14 protein-coding genes and 2 pseudogenes are annotated in these 14,065 nt (G+C 73.7%); 6 read left to right on the top strand and 10 right to left on the bottom strand.

The window, feature by feature from the left end; all coding sequences use genetic code 11:
• Positions 1–85: 85 nt before the first annotated feature.
• The 7 genes from ACIRF8_RS24210 to ACIRF8_RS24180 form a co-directional block, all read right to left on the bottom strand.
• Positions 86–625: a hypothetical protein gene (locus ACIRF8_RS24210; protein WP_404217577.1), complete on the bottom strand. Its 540-nt coding sequence runs from the start codon at positions 623–625 to the stop codon at positions 86–88.
• A 16-nt stretch (positions 626–641) separates the two neighbouring features.
• On the bottom strand, positions 642–1,583 hold the full coding sequence (locus ACIRF8_RS24205) for a hypothetical protein (RefSeq protein ID WP_404217576.1): 942 nt from the start codon (positions 1,581–1,583) through the stop codon (positions 642–644).
• Positions 1,584–1,638: 55 nt separating this feature from the next.
• Positions 1,639–2,139 carry a hypothetical protein gene (locus ACIRF8_RS24200; RefSeq protein WP_404217575.1) on the bottom strand — a complete coding sequence of 167 codons (501 nt, stop codon included), beginning with the start codon at positions 2,137–2,139 and terminating at the stop codon, positions 1,639–1,641.
• A gap of 98 nt (positions 2,140–2,237) precedes the next feature.
• Entirely contained in the window at positions 2,238–3,644 is a 1,407-nt protein-coding gene (locus ACIRF8_RS24195; RefSeq protein ID WP_404217574.1) for a helix-turn-helix domain-containing protein, read from the bottom strand.
• Between the two features lie 42 nt (positions 3,645–3,686).
• Positions 3,687–4,502: a ParB/RepB/Spo0J family partition protein gene (locus ACIRF8_RS24190; RefSeq protein ID WP_404217573.1), complete on the bottom strand. Its 816-nt coding sequence runs from the start codon at positions 4,500–4,502 to the stop codon at positions 3,687–3,689.
• Positions 4,502–5,296 carry a ParA family protein gene (locus tag ACIRF8_RS24185; protein WP_404217572.1) on the bottom strand — a complete coding sequence of 265 codons (795 nt, stop codon included), beginning with the start codon at positions 5,294–5,296 and terminating at the stop codon, positions 4,502–4,504. Before ACIRF8_RS24185 ends, ACIRF8_RS24190 begins: the two co-directional genes overlap by 1 nt.
• Before the next feature lie 85 nt (positions 5,297–5,381).
• A complete protein-coding gene (locus ACIRF8_RS24180; RefSeq protein WP_404217571.1) occupies positions 5,382–5,765 on the bottom strand; it encodes an ATP-binding protein in 384 nt (127 codons plus the stop codon).
• 112 nt (positions 5,766–5,877) lie between these two features.
• Between ACIRF8_RS24180 and ACIRF8_RS24175 the strand changes: the two are divergent.
• Both ACIRF8_RS24175 and ACIRF8_RS24170 read left to right on the top strand, forming a co-directional pair.
• A pseudogene (locus ACIRF8_RS24175) lies at positions 5,878–6,423 on the top strand (Scr1 family TA system antitoxin-like transcriptional regulator); the annotation flags it as partial.
• A 73-nt stretch (positions 6,424–6,496) separates the two neighbouring features.
• Positions 6,497–6,619, top strand: a pseudogene (locus ACIRF8_RS24170) (DUF397 domain-containing protein); the annotation flags it as partial.
• Here the strand turns inward: ACIRF8_RS24170 and ACIRF8_RS24165 are convergent.
• Positions 6,588–7,829, bottom strand: a complete 1,242-nt coding sequence (locus tag ACIRF8_RS24165; protein WP_404217570.1) for an MFS transporter — start codon at positions 7,827–7,829, stop codon at positions 6,588–6,590. The pseudogene ACIRF8_RS24170 and the gene ACIRF8_RS24165 sit on opposite strands and share 32 nt — an antisense overlap.
• A gap of 83 nt (positions 7,830–7,912) precedes the next feature.
• Between ACIRF8_RS24165 and ACIRF8_RS24160 the strand changes: the two genes are divergently transcribed.
• Both ACIRF8_RS24160 and ACIRF8_RS24155 read left to right on the top strand, forming a co-directional pair.
• Positions 7,913–8,860, top strand: coding sequence for a LysR family transcriptional regulator (locus tag ACIRF8_RS24160; protein ID WP_404217569.1), 948 nt, complete (start codon positions 7,913–7,915; stop codon positions 8,858–8,860).
• Between the two features lie 82 nt (positions 8,861–8,942).
• A complete protein-coding gene (locus ACIRF8_RS24155; RefSeq protein WP_404217568.1) occupies positions 8,943–9,269 on the top strand; it encodes a hypothetical protein in 327 nt (108 codons plus the stop codon).
• 10 nt (positions 9,270–9,279) lie between these two features.
• Here ACIRF8_RS24155 and ACIRF8_RS24150 read toward each other — a convergent pair whose 3' ends face one another.
• A complete protein-coding gene (locus ACIRF8_RS24150; RefSeq protein WP_404217567.1) occupies positions 9,280–11,181 on the bottom strand; it encodes a hypothetical protein in 1,902 nt (633 codons plus the stop codon).
• Positions 11,182–11,310: 129 nt separating this feature from the next.
• Complete coding sequence (locus ACIRF8_RS24145) at positions 11,311–11,721, bottom strand: bleomycin resistance protein (protein ID WP_404217566.1); 411 nt, start codon at positions 11,719–11,721, stop codon at positions 11,311–11,313.
• Between the two features lie 150 nt (positions 11,722–11,871).
• Here ACIRF8_RS24145 and cbiE point away from each other — a divergent pair, with 150 nt between their 5' ends.
• Together cbiE and cobM are read left to right on the top strand one after the other, a co-directional pair.
• On the top strand, positions 11,872–13,098 hold the full coding sequence (gene cbiE, locus ACIRF8_RS24140) for a precorrin-6y C5,15-methyltransferase (decarboxylating) subunit CbiE (protein ID WP_404217564.1): 1,227 nt from the start codon (positions 11,872–11,874) through the stop codon (positions 13,096–13,098).
• Complete coding sequence (gene cobM, locus ACIRF8_RS24135) at positions 13,095–13,844, top strand: precorrin-4 C(11)-methyltransferase (protein WP_404217563.1); 750 nt, start codon at positions 13,095–13,097, stop codon at positions 13,842–13,844. The genes cbiE and cobM overlap by 4 nt, the downstream gene beginning before the upstream one ends.
• The last annotated feature ends 221 nt before the right edge of the window (positions 13,845–14,065 follow it).

Here is a 14,065-nt window from a genome sequence, read left to right as displayed (position 1 = left end):
GCAAGGCCCGTCCTTCCCTGGGGAGTTCTGTCGAATTCTCCCGGAAGGACGGGACAGCGGGCCCGGTGGTTGTCAGGCGTGGTTGTCAGGCGTGGTCGTCAGGCGTGCTTGGCGGTGCGGTGCGGTGCGGTTCGCCGGCCAGCGCCCAGATGACGAAGACGCCGATACCGATGGAGATGACCGACCACACGGGCGCGTACGGCAGGAACAGGAAGTACTCGACGATGTACAGGGCGGCGAGGGCGATGCCGACGCCGCGCGCCCAGTCGGCGCCCTTGAGGATGCCCCAGCCGGTGAGCGCCACGAGGATGCCGAGGATCAGGTGGATCCAACCCCACGTGGTCAGGTTGAAGGAGTAGACGTAGTCGCCGATGCGGGCGTACACGTCGTCCTTGGCGATGCCCGCGATCCCGTTGAGGATGCCGAGGATGCCGCTGACGAGCATCAGGACACCGGCGAAGACGGAACCGCCGGTGGCCCACGCGGCGCCGGGTCCGTGGCCGTCGTCGCCGGTGGTGGGGGCGGCGGTGCGCTTCCGGTGGTCCCTCGATCCGGTGGCCGGGCCGGGGTCGGGGGTCGGCGGCGGCGTGTTCAAGGGAGTGTTCGGGGGTGTCGACTCGCTCATGGGGTGCCTCCTCGTCTCAGGGGAATGCTCGTCCCGGCACCGCACCGCGGCATTCCGAACGCGGCTGAACGGGTGACGCGTCGGCCGGTCGCCGGCGGGCCGCGCCGGTCGCGGGGGAGCGCCGCCCGCGCCGCCCGGACCAGGACCGGCCCGTCAGCCAGGCCACGACGGCCACCGCCGCGCCCACGCCGACGACCACCCACGACACGGTCCGCATCGAGGACGTCAGGGCGTCGTAGACCGCGCCGGCCGTCGCCTTGTCCGCGTCGGTGTCGAGGTCGCCGAGGGTGAGCGAGCGGGCGATCGTCAGGGCGACGAGCAGCGCCGCCGCGGCCAGGGCCATGCCGAGCGCCGTCGCGACGAGGGCCCGGCGCCGACGCCGCGCCAGGAGCAGCCCGGCGACGGTGAGGACGAGCGACGCGAGGACCGGCCAGGCGCCCGCGAGCTGGAGGACGGGGAACACCTTGCGCAGCTCGGCGAGGTCCCCGGCGGACAGGACGGTGATCTCGGTGTGGGTGACGGGGATCTGCGCCGCGAAGGGCACGCCGTCGTCCAGGAGCTGCTGTTTGACCTGTCGGGTGACGGGCGCCAGGTCGAGGGTGACGGCGCCGGTGCCGCCCTCGTCGAGGGCGCGTTGCACCGCGTCGTGGGCGGCCCGGTTCGCGGTGTTCCAGGCGCCCTGGAAGGCGGCGGTGCCGGTGAAGGAGACGACGGCGTCGTGCAGGTACTGCTCGACGGTGGACTGGAGCGGGCCCACGCTGATGGTCCGCATGATCCCGGTGGTCACGGCGTCGCCGACCGTGTTCCGCACGGCCGGGTCGGTGGCGAGCGGTGCCGTCGTGGACACGTAGCGGTCGCTGTCGCCGATCTCGTACGCGGCCCAGGTGGACAGGGTGGCGAGGGGGACGAGGAGGCAGGCGAGGACGAGGAGGACGGGGGCGAGTGCGGCGCGGATCACCCTTCAAGGCAAGGCCCCGGTCGCGTGGGCCGCGACCGGGGCGCCCGCATACGGGCTACCCGTGGGAGACAGGGCGCCCGGAGCGTGTGGGGCGCGTGGGGCTCGCGGGGTGTGCCTGGCGTGCGGGGCGTTCGGGCGCGTACTCGCTCTGGGAGTAGTAGCGGTAGTACATGGCCACGAACGTCGCGGCGGCCACGATCAGGCCGAGCACCATGGACCAGGGGACGCCGCCGTTGGCGAGGCTGTGCAGGAAGCCGACGGCGATACCGGCGAAGGCGCCCCAGACGAGGGCGCGCAGCCCGATGTGGCGGCTGCCCTGCCGTGCGGACCAGAGGTGGATGCCGAAGCAGAGCGCCGCGACGAGGATGCCGGTGACGAGTCCGAGCGCGATGTTGCCGCCGGTCACCTCGTGGCCGAAGCGCTGGATGTTCGCCGCCCAGAACCCGTAGAGGGCGCCGGTGACCACCGGCAGGACCTTCGCGGTGGTGGTCGCCGACGGGGTCGCGGGGCGGCCGGCCCGCGTGGAGCGGGCCGGTGCGGGTGCCGCGTGAGCCATGACGGGCTCCTTTCAGGTGCCCCCCTGTCCCGTCCTTCCATTGACGGTCGCGCGCGTACGTTCCGCAACGCGGCGCGGACACGGCCCCATCGGTGGGTTCAGTGGACCGGCACGGGCACGAAGCGCGCGGTCACGTGCAGATCGGCGTCGATCGCGGCGCCCGTCTCCCGCAGCGCGTCGCCCCAGGCGTCGGCCGACCCGCGCCCCTGGTGGGCGGTGACGTCGAGCGCGGAGACGGTCCGGCCGTCGAGGTCCCGCACGGGTACGGCCAGGGACCACAGTCCGTCCTCGGGCCCGTCCACGACGGCGAGGCCGGGCGCGGGGAGCGGTGCGCCGCGCAGGACGCGTCCGGCGGCCGTGGCGTCGGCGGGCAGCCGGGAGCCGACGCCGATGTCGACGCTCATGACCCGGCGCGGGGTGACCCGCGCGGTGCACCGCACCCACTCCCCGTCGGGCACCGAGAGCCCCACGGACTCGCCGAGCCGTTCCGACAGCGCGGCGAGGTGGGGTGCGGCGATGCGCGGCAGCGTCGTACGGGACAGCGGGGCGCAGCCCAGGGCGAGGACGCGGGGGGTGAGCCGGAACGTGCGGCCGTTCTGCTCGACGTGGCCGAGGTGCTGGTACGTGAGGAGGGCGCGGCGAGCGGTGGCGCGGGCCAGCCCGGTGCGTCCGGCGATCTCGCTGAGCGTCATGGCGGGGTGTGCGGCGTCGAAGCAGGTGAGCACGGAGAGCCCGCGAGCCAGGGAGACGATCTCGGCGAGACCGGCCCCTCCAGCCCCTGCGGCGCCTACGGACCGCGGTCCGGGGCGGGGGCCCGTGAGCGGAGGCGGGTCGGCGAGCACGCTCTCCATCTCCGCGACACACGTCTCCAGGGCTCCCCGCACAGCGGCCCGCAGCGAGGCGACCCCGTGCCGACTCGTATGGCTGACCACGCTCACCGCGCAGACCACCGCACCGCCGGGCCCCCGCACGGGCGCGGCCACCGCGATCAGTCCCGGCTCGACCAACTGGTCGTCGACGGCGAGCGGCACCCCGTCCCGGAAGACGAGGCCCGGCGCGGAACCGTCGCCCGGCAGGGTGTCACCGACGCGGAAGCTGATGGACAGGGCGCGGCGCCGCAGCACTTGGTGGACGAAGCGGATGTCGGGGCCGTCGGGGACGGCGAGGGAGACGGATTCGTCGAGGTCGTCGGCGAGCCGGTCGGCGAGCGGCCCGAGCAGTTCGGGGACGCGCAGGGCGTCCAGGTAGGCGTTGGCGACGGCCATGAGGGGCGGCGCGAGGGAGGCGTCCCGCCCGTCGAGGCGTACGAAGCCGAGATGGGCCAGGGTCGCGCAGATCCGGTCGACGGTGGAGCGGGCGAGGCCGGTGGCGCGGGCGAGTTCGGCGAGGGCGAGGGTGCCGTCCGCGTCCGTGAGGCGCCGCAGCACGTCGAGGCCCCGGATGAGCGGGGTGACGGCCTCGGCGGGCGGCGGCTGGGTCACGGACGGGGACGACACGGGGGGCACGGGGCAACCGTAAGCGACCGGGTCCCGGACCACGGGCCGGGCTCAGTCGCGCAGCAGCTCCATGACCCGGTCGAGTGTGGCCGGGGCGAGGTGGCGGCGCAGGGCGTCCACCACGTCCTGCGGGGTCGCCCGGCTGTCGATCGTGATTACGCCGTAATCACGCCCGCGCCGCTCCGTGCGGGCCGGGGGCACGGACGGGCCGGGCAGCTCGCCGTACTGGCCGGGAAGGCGCTGGTCCTCGTGGGGGAGGCGGGCGATGCGGCGGGCGTCCTCGACGGAGACGCGGCCGTCGGCGAGCGCTTCCTGAAGGTCCTCGCGCAGCTTCATCAGGGAGAGCCGCTGGGAGACGAAGCCCTGCGTCTTGCCGATCCGGGCGGCGACCTGGCGCTGCGAGTAGCCGTAGGCGGTGATCAGTCCCTGGATGGCCTGGGCCTGTTCCAGCTCGGTGAGGTCGTCGCGCTGGACGTTCTCGATGAGCGCGTCCTCGTCGGAGCGGGAGGCGTCGTCGCGGACGAGGACAGGCACCTCGTCCAGCCCGGCCATTCTGGCGGCGGCCAGACGGCGGTGGCCGTGCAGCACGACGTACGCGGCCTTGCCGACGGCCTTCTCGTGGTGCGGGTGCGCGGTGAGGAACACGGCGGCGGGGACGACGCCGAGTGCCTGGAGCACACCGCGCTCGCGGACCGTCTCGGCGAGGCCGTCCAGGTCGCGCAGCTCATGGCGCGGGTTGTCAGGGTTCTCGGCGAGGTCGGTGACGGGGACGGTGAGCGGGGTCGTGTCCGGCCGGCGCGGGGTGACCGGGGCCTGCGACGCGTCCGCCGCCGACAGCAGCGAGGACAGATCCGTACGGCGCCCCATCAGCCCTTCACCTTCTTCTTCGTACGAGGCTGACCGGCCGGGCGGGACGGGGTGCTCGCGGGGGGCTTCGCCGGGGCCGGGATCGCGGCGAGACCGACCTCGAGGGCGAGCCGGAAGAAGTCCTCACGGGCCTGGAGCGCGACCCGGTTGGCGCCGTACTGGGTGACGACCAGGCCGTCCGCGCTGGCCCGGGTGTGCAGCTTGTAGTGGCGCACGACGGTACGGGCCAGCGGCCAGCCCTGCGCCTCGACGAAGGCGCGGGTCTGCTCCAGGTCGGCCCTCCCGTCGCGCGGATCCCAGTTGTTGATGACGACGCGGAACGGGAGGCCGCGCGGTTTCACCACCCGCTCGATCGTGCGCTGCGTCGGCTGGAAACCGAGCGGCTCGGGCTCGATGGGGACGATGACATCGGTCGCGCTGGAGAGCACCGCGCGCAGGGCGTCGGCGGCGGCGCCCTTGCCGAGGGGATCGGCGCCGTCGTTCTCGGCGAGGTCGAGCCAGCCCGGGGTGTCCACGAAGACGTGCTGCACGGACGGGATACGGGACAGCGCGGCGAGGCCCGCCAGGTCGTTGTGGGCCTGCACGAAGTCGAAGGGCAGTCCCTCGCCGACACGTTCGGACCACCACACGGCGGAGCCCTGCGGGTCGATGGAGACGGCGACGACGGGCGGGTGCTCGCCTTCCCGCCGACTGCCCGCGCCCAGGACGTCGGCGGTGACGGCGGCGAGGTTCACGGCGAGCGTGGATTTTCCCACGCCGCCTTTCTGGTTGAGGATTACGTGTACGTGCGCCACGAAAGCTCCCTGACTGGTGTGTTCGGGGCGGAATGTCGTGGTCACTGTGACAGTGTGGCGCCCCCGTGGCCCGGTGTACACGCCGTCAGGTGGCCGCCTTCGCGTCGCACTCGAACCACACCGTCTTGCCCGGTGGGCTCGGGTGCACGCCCCACCGGTCCGTCACCGCCTCGACCAGCAGCAGCCCCCGGCCGCCCTCCTCCCACTGGGTCGGCTCCCCCACGACGGGCGGGCGCGGGTCCGGGTCCCCGACCTCCACGCGGACGCCTCTGCCCTGCCGCACGATCAGCAGCGAACAGTGCCGACCCGGCACGTGCCGGACCACGTTCGCCAGCAGTTCCGTGACCGCCAGTTCGGCCGAATCCGTCAGCTCCGTCATGCCCCACTGGCATAGGTAGATCCGGACGATCCGGCGGATGTGGTGGGCCGAATGCGTGCCGACCGTGAAATCCATGGCGTGACAGTTCATGACAACTCCTGGCCAAGAGGGACGAGTTGAGGCGTTCGCGATACGAGAGTGGCGACTTGCGACTACTCTCGGCTACCAGTGGAAGCGGACAGTCACTGTCGTTGGGGAAGCCATGGCGAACATCCGGCAACTCGACCCGAGCGCGTCGCCGCTCGATCACTTCGGCTCCGAGTTGCGCCACTGGCGCGAGGCGGCGGGCCTGAGCCAGCCCCAGCTCGGGGCGAAGCTTTTCTGTACGGGGTCCTTGGTGGGCCAGATCGAGACCGCGCACAAGGTGCCGACCCGCGACTTCGCCGAGCGGGTGGACTCCGTCCTGGGTACGGGTGGAACGTTCGGGCGGCTTGCGGGGTTGGTGTTGCGGAGTCAGTTGCCGGGGTGGTTCCAGAAAGTCGCCGGGATGGAGGCGCGGGCCGCATACCTGTCCACGTATCAGGCGCAGGTTGTCTACGGCTTGCTTCAAACCGAGGCGTATGCCCGGTCGGTGATTGGGACACCGCCGCCGGGCAATGCCGACGAGTTGCTGGCTGCCCGGATGGAGCGCCAACGCGTGCTGTTCCGGGAGGGCCCGCCTCAGGTGTGGGTTGTGCTGGATGAGGCGGTACTGCTGCGGAAGATCGGTGGCCGCGAGGTCATGTGGAACCAACTGGCCCACCTGTTGAGCTCTCAACGGCGCGGCCTGGCGCAAGTCGTCGTACAGCGGTAACGCTGGCGGCGAATGCCTAGAAGTCGCCCCCGCCCGCGACGGCCACCGCATCGCTCTCCGGGACTCCAAGAACCCCGAGGGCGGCGTCTTCGCCATCACCCCGCTCGCCTTCGACGCGTTCAAGACGGCCGCCGCGCAGGGCACTCTGTAACCCGGCGCCGCAGCAGCAACGGCGTCCCCAGCAACAGGACTCCCGCCGCGCCCAGCGCCTCCCGCGTACCGATGGTCGCGGCGAGCCCGCCCCACGCCGAGGTCAGCGCGGCGGTCACCGCGCTGCTGGTGACGGACCAGGCCGTCAGGACCCGGGCGACCCGGTCCGACGCGGTGCGCCGGAGGCGCTCGCGGGCCATGACCGGGTTGAAGACGCCGCAGCACGTGATGAGGCCGAGTTCGACGGCCATCACGACGAGCAGGCCGCCCGTGCCGGGGCCCGTGAACGCCAGGCCCACCGGCCAGCACGCCCGCGCGACCCCGCTGACCCGCAGGACCCGGCCGGCTCCGTGACGCCGTACGAGGCGCGGTGCCAGCCTCGAACCGACGAGCCCGCCGAGGCACGGGACGCTGAACGCGAGGCTGTACTGCCAGACGGGGAAGCGGAGTTCGCGGAGCATGAGCACGGCCATCAGGGGGGCGCCGACCATGATGAGCCCGTTGACCAGAGCCGTGTTGAGGAACAGCGCACGCAGATCCGGCCGGTGCCACAGGTACCGCCAGCCCTCGATCACCTCGGCCCGGCCGAACGCGCGACCCCCGGTGGGCGCCGGTTCGGGGGAGCGGATCGCGCGGACGCCGAGCGCCGACAGGACGTAGCTCAGCGCGTCCCCGACGACGGTGGTCAGCGGGCCGAGCGTTCCGATGGCGGCGCCGCCGAGTGGTGGGCCGAGGGCGGTCGCCGTCCACATCGTCGTCTCGAAGCGGGCGCTCGCGACGAGCAGCCCGTCCGCCGGGACCAGCGCCTTCAGATGGGCGCCGCTCGCGGCTTTGAAGACGATGTCGGCGGTGGCGACGACCACCGAGACGAGCACGAGCTGGGTGAAGCTCAGGGCATCGAGGACGTAGGTCAGCGGCAGCGTGAGCAGGGCCGCGCACCGCACGAGATCCGCGCCGATCATCGCGGGACGTTTGCGGCGGAACTCCACCCAGGGGGCCAGCGGCACCGCGATCAGTGCCCCGGCCGCGAGCCCGGCCGCCGCGAGGAACGACACCTGCGCCGTGCCGCTGTCCAGGACGAGGACGGCGATCAGCGAGAACGCGTCGAGGGCCAGCCAGGTACCGGCCGTGCTCACGGCGAACGCCGCCCACAACCAGCCGAAGTCCCGGCCGAGCCGCACCCGTGTCCCCGGTACCCGCGTCTCTGTCATGACCTGCGATCCAAGCCGCCCGGACGGCACCCGGGCAAACAACCGAGAGCCCGGGGTCGTACAACCTGTGGTTGTATGGCGAGGTGGATTCCGAAGCCGTGCGCACCTTTGTCACCGTCGCCGATGAGGGACAGTTCCAGGTGGCCGCGCAGGAGCTGGGCATCAGTCAGCAGGCCGTCTCCAAGCGCGTCGCCGCCCTGGAGCGGGAGCTGGGCGTGCGGCTGTTCACGCGGGTGCCGAGCGGCGCCCGGCTGACCCTGGACGGGCAGGCGTTCCTGCCGCACGCCAAGGCCGTGCTGCGCGCCCTGGCGAAGGCCACCGCGGCCGTCCGGCCCGGGCGGCGCCCGCTCCGCGTCGACGTGATGGGCACCCGCGCCATGACGGCGGGGCTCATCCAGGACTTCCACCGCGCCCACCCCGATGTCGCCCTGTACATCGTGGCCCTCGGCGCCGCCGGGAAGGCCGTGCTCGACGCCGTCCGCGCGGGGAGCGTCGACGCCGCGTTCTGGGCCCGCCGCGTGCCCGTGGACCAGTTGCCGCCGGGGGTGCGCAGCACGCGCGTGGCCGACGAGCCGATCCTGCTCGTGACCGGCGCAGGGCATCCGCTCGCGGGCGCGGACAATGTCGTCCCGGCCGATCTCGCCGGGCACCGGATCTGGATGCCGAGCCTGACGCCGGGCACCGAATGGGCCGCGTACTACGCCGAGTTGGCGGCGGACTTCGGACTGACCATCGACGCCCACGGACCCAACTTCGGCACGGACCACCTGCTCCAGACGGTCGCGGACTCGGCGACGGTCGCCACCTTCATGGGCCCGCGCACCCCGCTCGCGTACCCCGCCGGCCTCGACCTGCGGACGATCCCGGTCCACCGGCCGACGCCCGTCTACCCGCACTCCCTGCTGTGGCGCGAGGACAACCCGCACCCGGGCCTCACCGCCCTGCGCGCGCACCTGGCCCGCGGGTACCGGGCCCCGGCCGCGGACACGCACTGGCTGCCCGGCTGGGCCAGGACACCGCGCGCCCAGTGACATGTGTAGCCCAGTGACATGTGTACCGGCGGGATCGGGACGGCTCGCTCTGCCGGAGCGTGCCCCCGGTCGGCGAAGCTCGGTGTTGTCGGCCCTGTGGAAGAACAAGCGCACCCGGTTCCTCGCGCTCGGCCTGGTCGGCGTCCGGTTCGCGGTCCGGGCCGGACTCGGCGCGGTCGGCTGCGCGCTGGGCACGCAGACCGGCGGGCTGTTCGTCGGCCTCCTGATGGCGGTCCTCGGCACGGTCATGGCCTGGGGCGACCAGTGGCTGGTGCTGCGAACCCTGCGGCGCACCACCGCCGTCCCCGTGACCACCGCCGCCGTCCCCGTGACCACCGCCGCCGTCCCCGTGACCACCACCGCCGCCCCCATGACCACCACCGCCCCCGCCCCCGCCACCGCCGCCTGAACCGCGCGGCCTACTCCACCGGCGGCGCCGCCCCCCGGCGCCTGCGGACGCGGTGCATGCGGAACGCCGCCGCCAGCACGATGAGCACGACACCCGCCACCACCACGGTGATCGCCCCCGTCGACACCGACGTGACGTCCACCTCGAACGTCATCGGCTCACCCCACGGCTTGCCGTCGCCGCGCGTGTAGAGCCGGGCGGTGATCCGCGCCTTGCCGTTGGCCTTCGCCGTGACGTCGATGTGGGTGGTGTGGGTCGAGGAGCCCGCCGCCTCCACCGCGAGCCGCGCGTCGTTGACCCTCAGCCGCTCCGCGTCCCCGGAGGAGACCCGCAGTTCGAGCCCCGCCACCGCCTGCTGCAACCCGTTGTCGACCGTCACCGGGACCGTCGAGTCGCCCGGGGTGAGGGTGAGGGTGGTCTTGGGGACGAGACGCAGCGACTTCACGGAGGTGGCCAGGAAGTCGGACGTGCGCCGCTGGAAGGTCTCCTGCGCGGCGTCGTCCTCCGCGCGCCAGGCCGTGGACAGGGAACGCGCCATGGCCGCGTGCACGGACGCCGTGGTCGCCTTCGGATCGGCCAGCACCTTGACCAGGGTGGCCAGACCGTCCAAGTCGTCGTCCACCGAGGCCAGTTGGGCGGAGGTCAGCTCCCCGGCGCGCGGTCCGGCCGGGTAGGCCGCGGGCGCCGCCGCCCTGCCCTTCACCGGGTCGTCGTCGGCGGCGCGGATGCCCTCCAGGTCCAGCCAGCCGTCCTTGGTCCCGGAGTCGAGCGCGGCACCGAGCGCCCGCGCCGCCGTACCGGACAGGTCGCGGGGCGGTACGAGGACGGGACGGGTGCTCTTCTTGACCAGCGCGGCGAGCCGGGCGACCGTCGCCGGGTCGGGGGCGGCACCGCCCCCGTCCTCGTCGCCGCTCGCGGACCCCGAAGGACTGGAGCGAGAGCTTGAGCCGGAACCCGCCCCACTGCCGGGAGAGGAGTCCGGAGCCGACGATGACGATGACGATGACGATGACGATGACGATGACGACGCCGTCGCCGACGGGAAGGGCGAGGGGGTGAGGGACGGGGACACCTCCGGGTCCGGGCCCGGGTCCTCGATGCGGGACAGCGCCGCCGTGACACCGGAGTCGTAGGGGAGCGCCGTGACCTTGCCGTCGCTCCCGGACCCGGTGTCGAGCGTCACCGGGTCCGGGCCCGCCGGGCTGAGACCCGGCCCGGACACGAGGAGCCGGGTGACCCCGAACTCCGTACTCAGTTGGGTGATCGCGGTGTCGACGGCGCCGTCGGCGGGCCAGCCGAGGCCCGGCCGGGTCCCGGTGCCGAGCGCCCGGTCGACCCGCTCCTTCGCGTCGTCCGTGATCCCGGTGACGACCTCCGTCAGATCGTCGGTGGCGGAGCCCGGACGGTGGGACAGCGAGGCCAGATCCGTGTCCGCGTACGGCAGCAGCCACACGTCACGCCCCTCGACCGCCTCCTTGAGCTCGGCCAGCCAGGACCGCGCGACGCTCTGCCCGGTGCCGCGCGTGCTGTCCTGCGGGTTGCTGGAGTCGGCGCTGTCCGCGAGGCGGTACCCGTTCGCCATCGCCTGCGCCGCGATCACCAGATCCGGGTCGACGACCCAGCTCACGTCACGGCCCTTGCCCGCGTCGACGATCTCGCGCAGCCGCCCGCCCGCCGCGAACAGGGTCGCCAGGGTGTCGTCGTCGAAGACGGGCTGCGCCCCGGGACCCGAACCGAGGGCCGCCGCCGTCATGTGCGGAGTCGCCACGACCGGCCAGACGACGGCCGCGTGCACGGTGTCGGCGTCGGCGTCCGCCTCGGCGGCCCGCGCCGACGGCAGGGCCGGGACGCCCAGTGCCCCGAGCAGCACGGCGGACACGACCCAGGCCCGCGCCGCCCCGTATCTCGTCATGTCGTCCCGTACCTCCCGCTCGCTGTCACCTGGTGCCGAGGTAACACCGTGCGCGAGGCCCCTCCGGGTACCGCGCGGCCGGGCGGCGCGTCGGCCCCCGCCCCCGAAACGCCCGCCCCGGGCCCTCGCTCAGCCCTCCGTCGCCTCCAGGCGCGCACCGATCCGCAGCAGGTTCCCGTCCGGGTCGACGAGCGCGAACTCCCGCATCCCGTACACCGTGTCGTCCGGCTCGACGAGCCGCGGCGTCGCATACGGATCAGCGCTCAGCCCCGCCTCGCGCCACTCCTCGTACAGCGCGTCCGCCACGTGCGCACCACCGTCGAGCCGCAGGTACGCGGCGTGCGCGGTGGTCAGCGGGTCGGTGTCGGGGGCGTGGAAGAAGTGCAGTTCGGTCGCGCCGCGCAGGAGGATCAGATAGCCGTCGTCAGGGTGGTGCGCGTCGGCGGTGAACCCGAGCGCCGTGTAGAAGGCGAGGGTCGCCGCCAGATCGCGGCCCGGCATGATCGGGGCGATGCGGCCGGTGAGAACAGTGCGGGACATCGGCGCTCCAGGGGCGTCGGCGGGGGAGCCGATGTCGCCCGATAGAGTGCGGCTCCCTTGGCTTCACGTAACCCTTCCGAGCATGACGCACCCCGTACGAGGTACCTGGCAGTGACTCCCCCGGCTCGCCCGACTCCCGTCCCGCCCGCGGTGAGCGTCGTCGGGATCGGCGCCGACGGCTGGCCGGGACTGCCGGAGACCTCGCGCTCCGTCCTGCGGGCCGCCGAGGCGGTCGTCGGCGGCCCGCGCCAGCTCGCCCTGCTGCCCGCCGGTGAATGCGCGGCGGAGCGCGTGCCGTGGCCGTCACCGCTGCGGCCCGCCGTGCCCGGCCTGCTCGCCCGGTACGCGGGACGCCGCCTCGCCGTCCTGGCCAGCGGCGACCCCATGTTCTACGGGATCGGGCGCACCCTCACCGAGATCGCGGGCCCGGCCGCCGTCGAGGTCCTGCCGCACCCGTCCGCCCTGTCCTACGCGTGCGCGCGGCTCGGCTGGCCCGTCGAGGAGACCGAGGTCGTCACCCTGGTGGGGCGCCCGGCGGACCGGCTCGCCGCGGCGCTGCACGACGGGCGCCGGGTCCTGGTCCTGTCGGCGGGGGCGGACACCCCGGCCGAGGTGGCGGAGCTCCTCACCGAGCGGGGTTTCGGGCCCAGCCGGCTGACGGTCCTGGAACAGCTCGGCGCCGAGAACGAGACGGCGTACCAGGGTGTGGCCGAGGACTGGTCCCGGGCGCCCGGTGACCCCCTGAACGTGATCGCCGTCGACTGCCGCCGCGCGCCCGACGCCCTGCGCCTCGGCGCCGTCCCCGGCCTGCCCGACGCCGCGTACGAGAACGACGGGCAGCTCACCAAGCGCCACGTCCGCGCCGCGACCCTCGCCGCGCTCGCGCCCGCCCCCGGCGAACTGCTCTGGGACATCGGCGGCGGCTCCGGCTCGATCGGTGTCGAGTGGCTGCGCACCCACCCCTCCTGCCGCGCCTACGCCGTCGAACGCGACCCCGGACGGGCCGAGCGGATCGGGCGCAACGCGGCCCGGCTCGGCGTGCCCCACCTGACCGTGGTGACGGGCCCGGCACCGGATGTACTCGCCGAACTCCCCACCCCCGACGCCGTGTTCATCGGCGGCGGTCTCACGGCGCCCGGGCTCCTCGACGCCTGCTGGGACGCGCTCCCCGCGGGCGGGCGGCTCGTCGCCAACACGGTGACGCTGGAGTCGGAGGCGCTGCTCGCCACCTGGTACCGGCGCCACGGCGGCGAACTGGTGAAGCTGGCGGTCGCGCACGCGGTGCCGGTCGGGGGATTCACGGGGTGGCGGCAGGCGATGCCGGTCACGCAATGGTCCGTAACCAAGAACGACGAAACCGGGGCTGAACGACGATGACCGTGTACTTCATCGGGGCGGGCCCCGGCGCCGCCGACCTGATCACGGTGCGCGGCGCGCGCACCCTCGCCGCGTGCCGGGTCTGCCTGTACGCGGGCTCCCTCGTCCCGCGCGAACTCCTGGCCGAGTGCCCGCCGGACGCCCGTCTGATCGACACGGCCGACCTCGACCTCGACGCCATCGAACGGGAACTGGTCGCGGCCCACGAGGCGGGCCACGACGTCGCCCGCCTGCACTCGGGCGACCCGTCCGTGTTCAGCGCGGTCGCCGAGCAGATGCGCCGCCTCGACGCGCACGGCATCCCGTACGAGGTCGTGCCCGGTGTCCCGGCGTTCGCGGCGGCGGCGGCGGCGCTCAAGCGCGAGCTGACCGTCCCCACGGTCGGCCAGACCGTCATCCTCACCCGCATCGCGCAGCAGGCCACGCCGATGCCGCCCGGTGAGGACCTGGCCACCCTCGGCGCGAGCGGCGCGCTCCTGGTCCTGCACCTCGGCGCCCGCTACGTCGACCGGATCGTCTCGGAACTCCTCCCGCACTACGGCGCGGACTGCCCGGCCGCGGTCGTCGCCTACGCCAGCCGCCCCGACGAACTCGTCCTGCGCGGCACGCTCGGCGACATCGCGGACCAGGTGAAGTCGGCCGGAATCCTGCGCACGGCGGTGATCCTGGTGGGCCGCACCCTGGCCGCCTCCCAGTTCAGGGACAGCCACCTGTACTCGACGGAACGCGACCGGCACATCTGCTGACGCGGCGCCCCGCCGTCAGGTGTTCCGGGAGGTCACCGTTCTGAGGTGGGTGCTGCGGGAACCCGTTCGTCATTCCCTGTGGGGCGTGTCGGAGAGCAGGCGAGGGGCGACGCGGCCCGCAGAGTGCGCGGGGGTCCGCGGGGAGAACGGGTGACCGCAGATCGCGGACAGCCCGAGGACGGTGTCGCCGTTCCTTCCATCCAGTGATTCTCGTCGGGGGT

Source organism: Streptomyces sp. NPDC102406, assembly GCF_044765725.1.
GTDB lineage: Bacteria > Actinomycetota > Actinomycetes > Streptomycetales > Streptomycetaceae > Streptomyces.
Note: the sequence above shows the minus strand (reverse complement) of the source record. Positions and strands in the feature narration are given on the sequence as shown.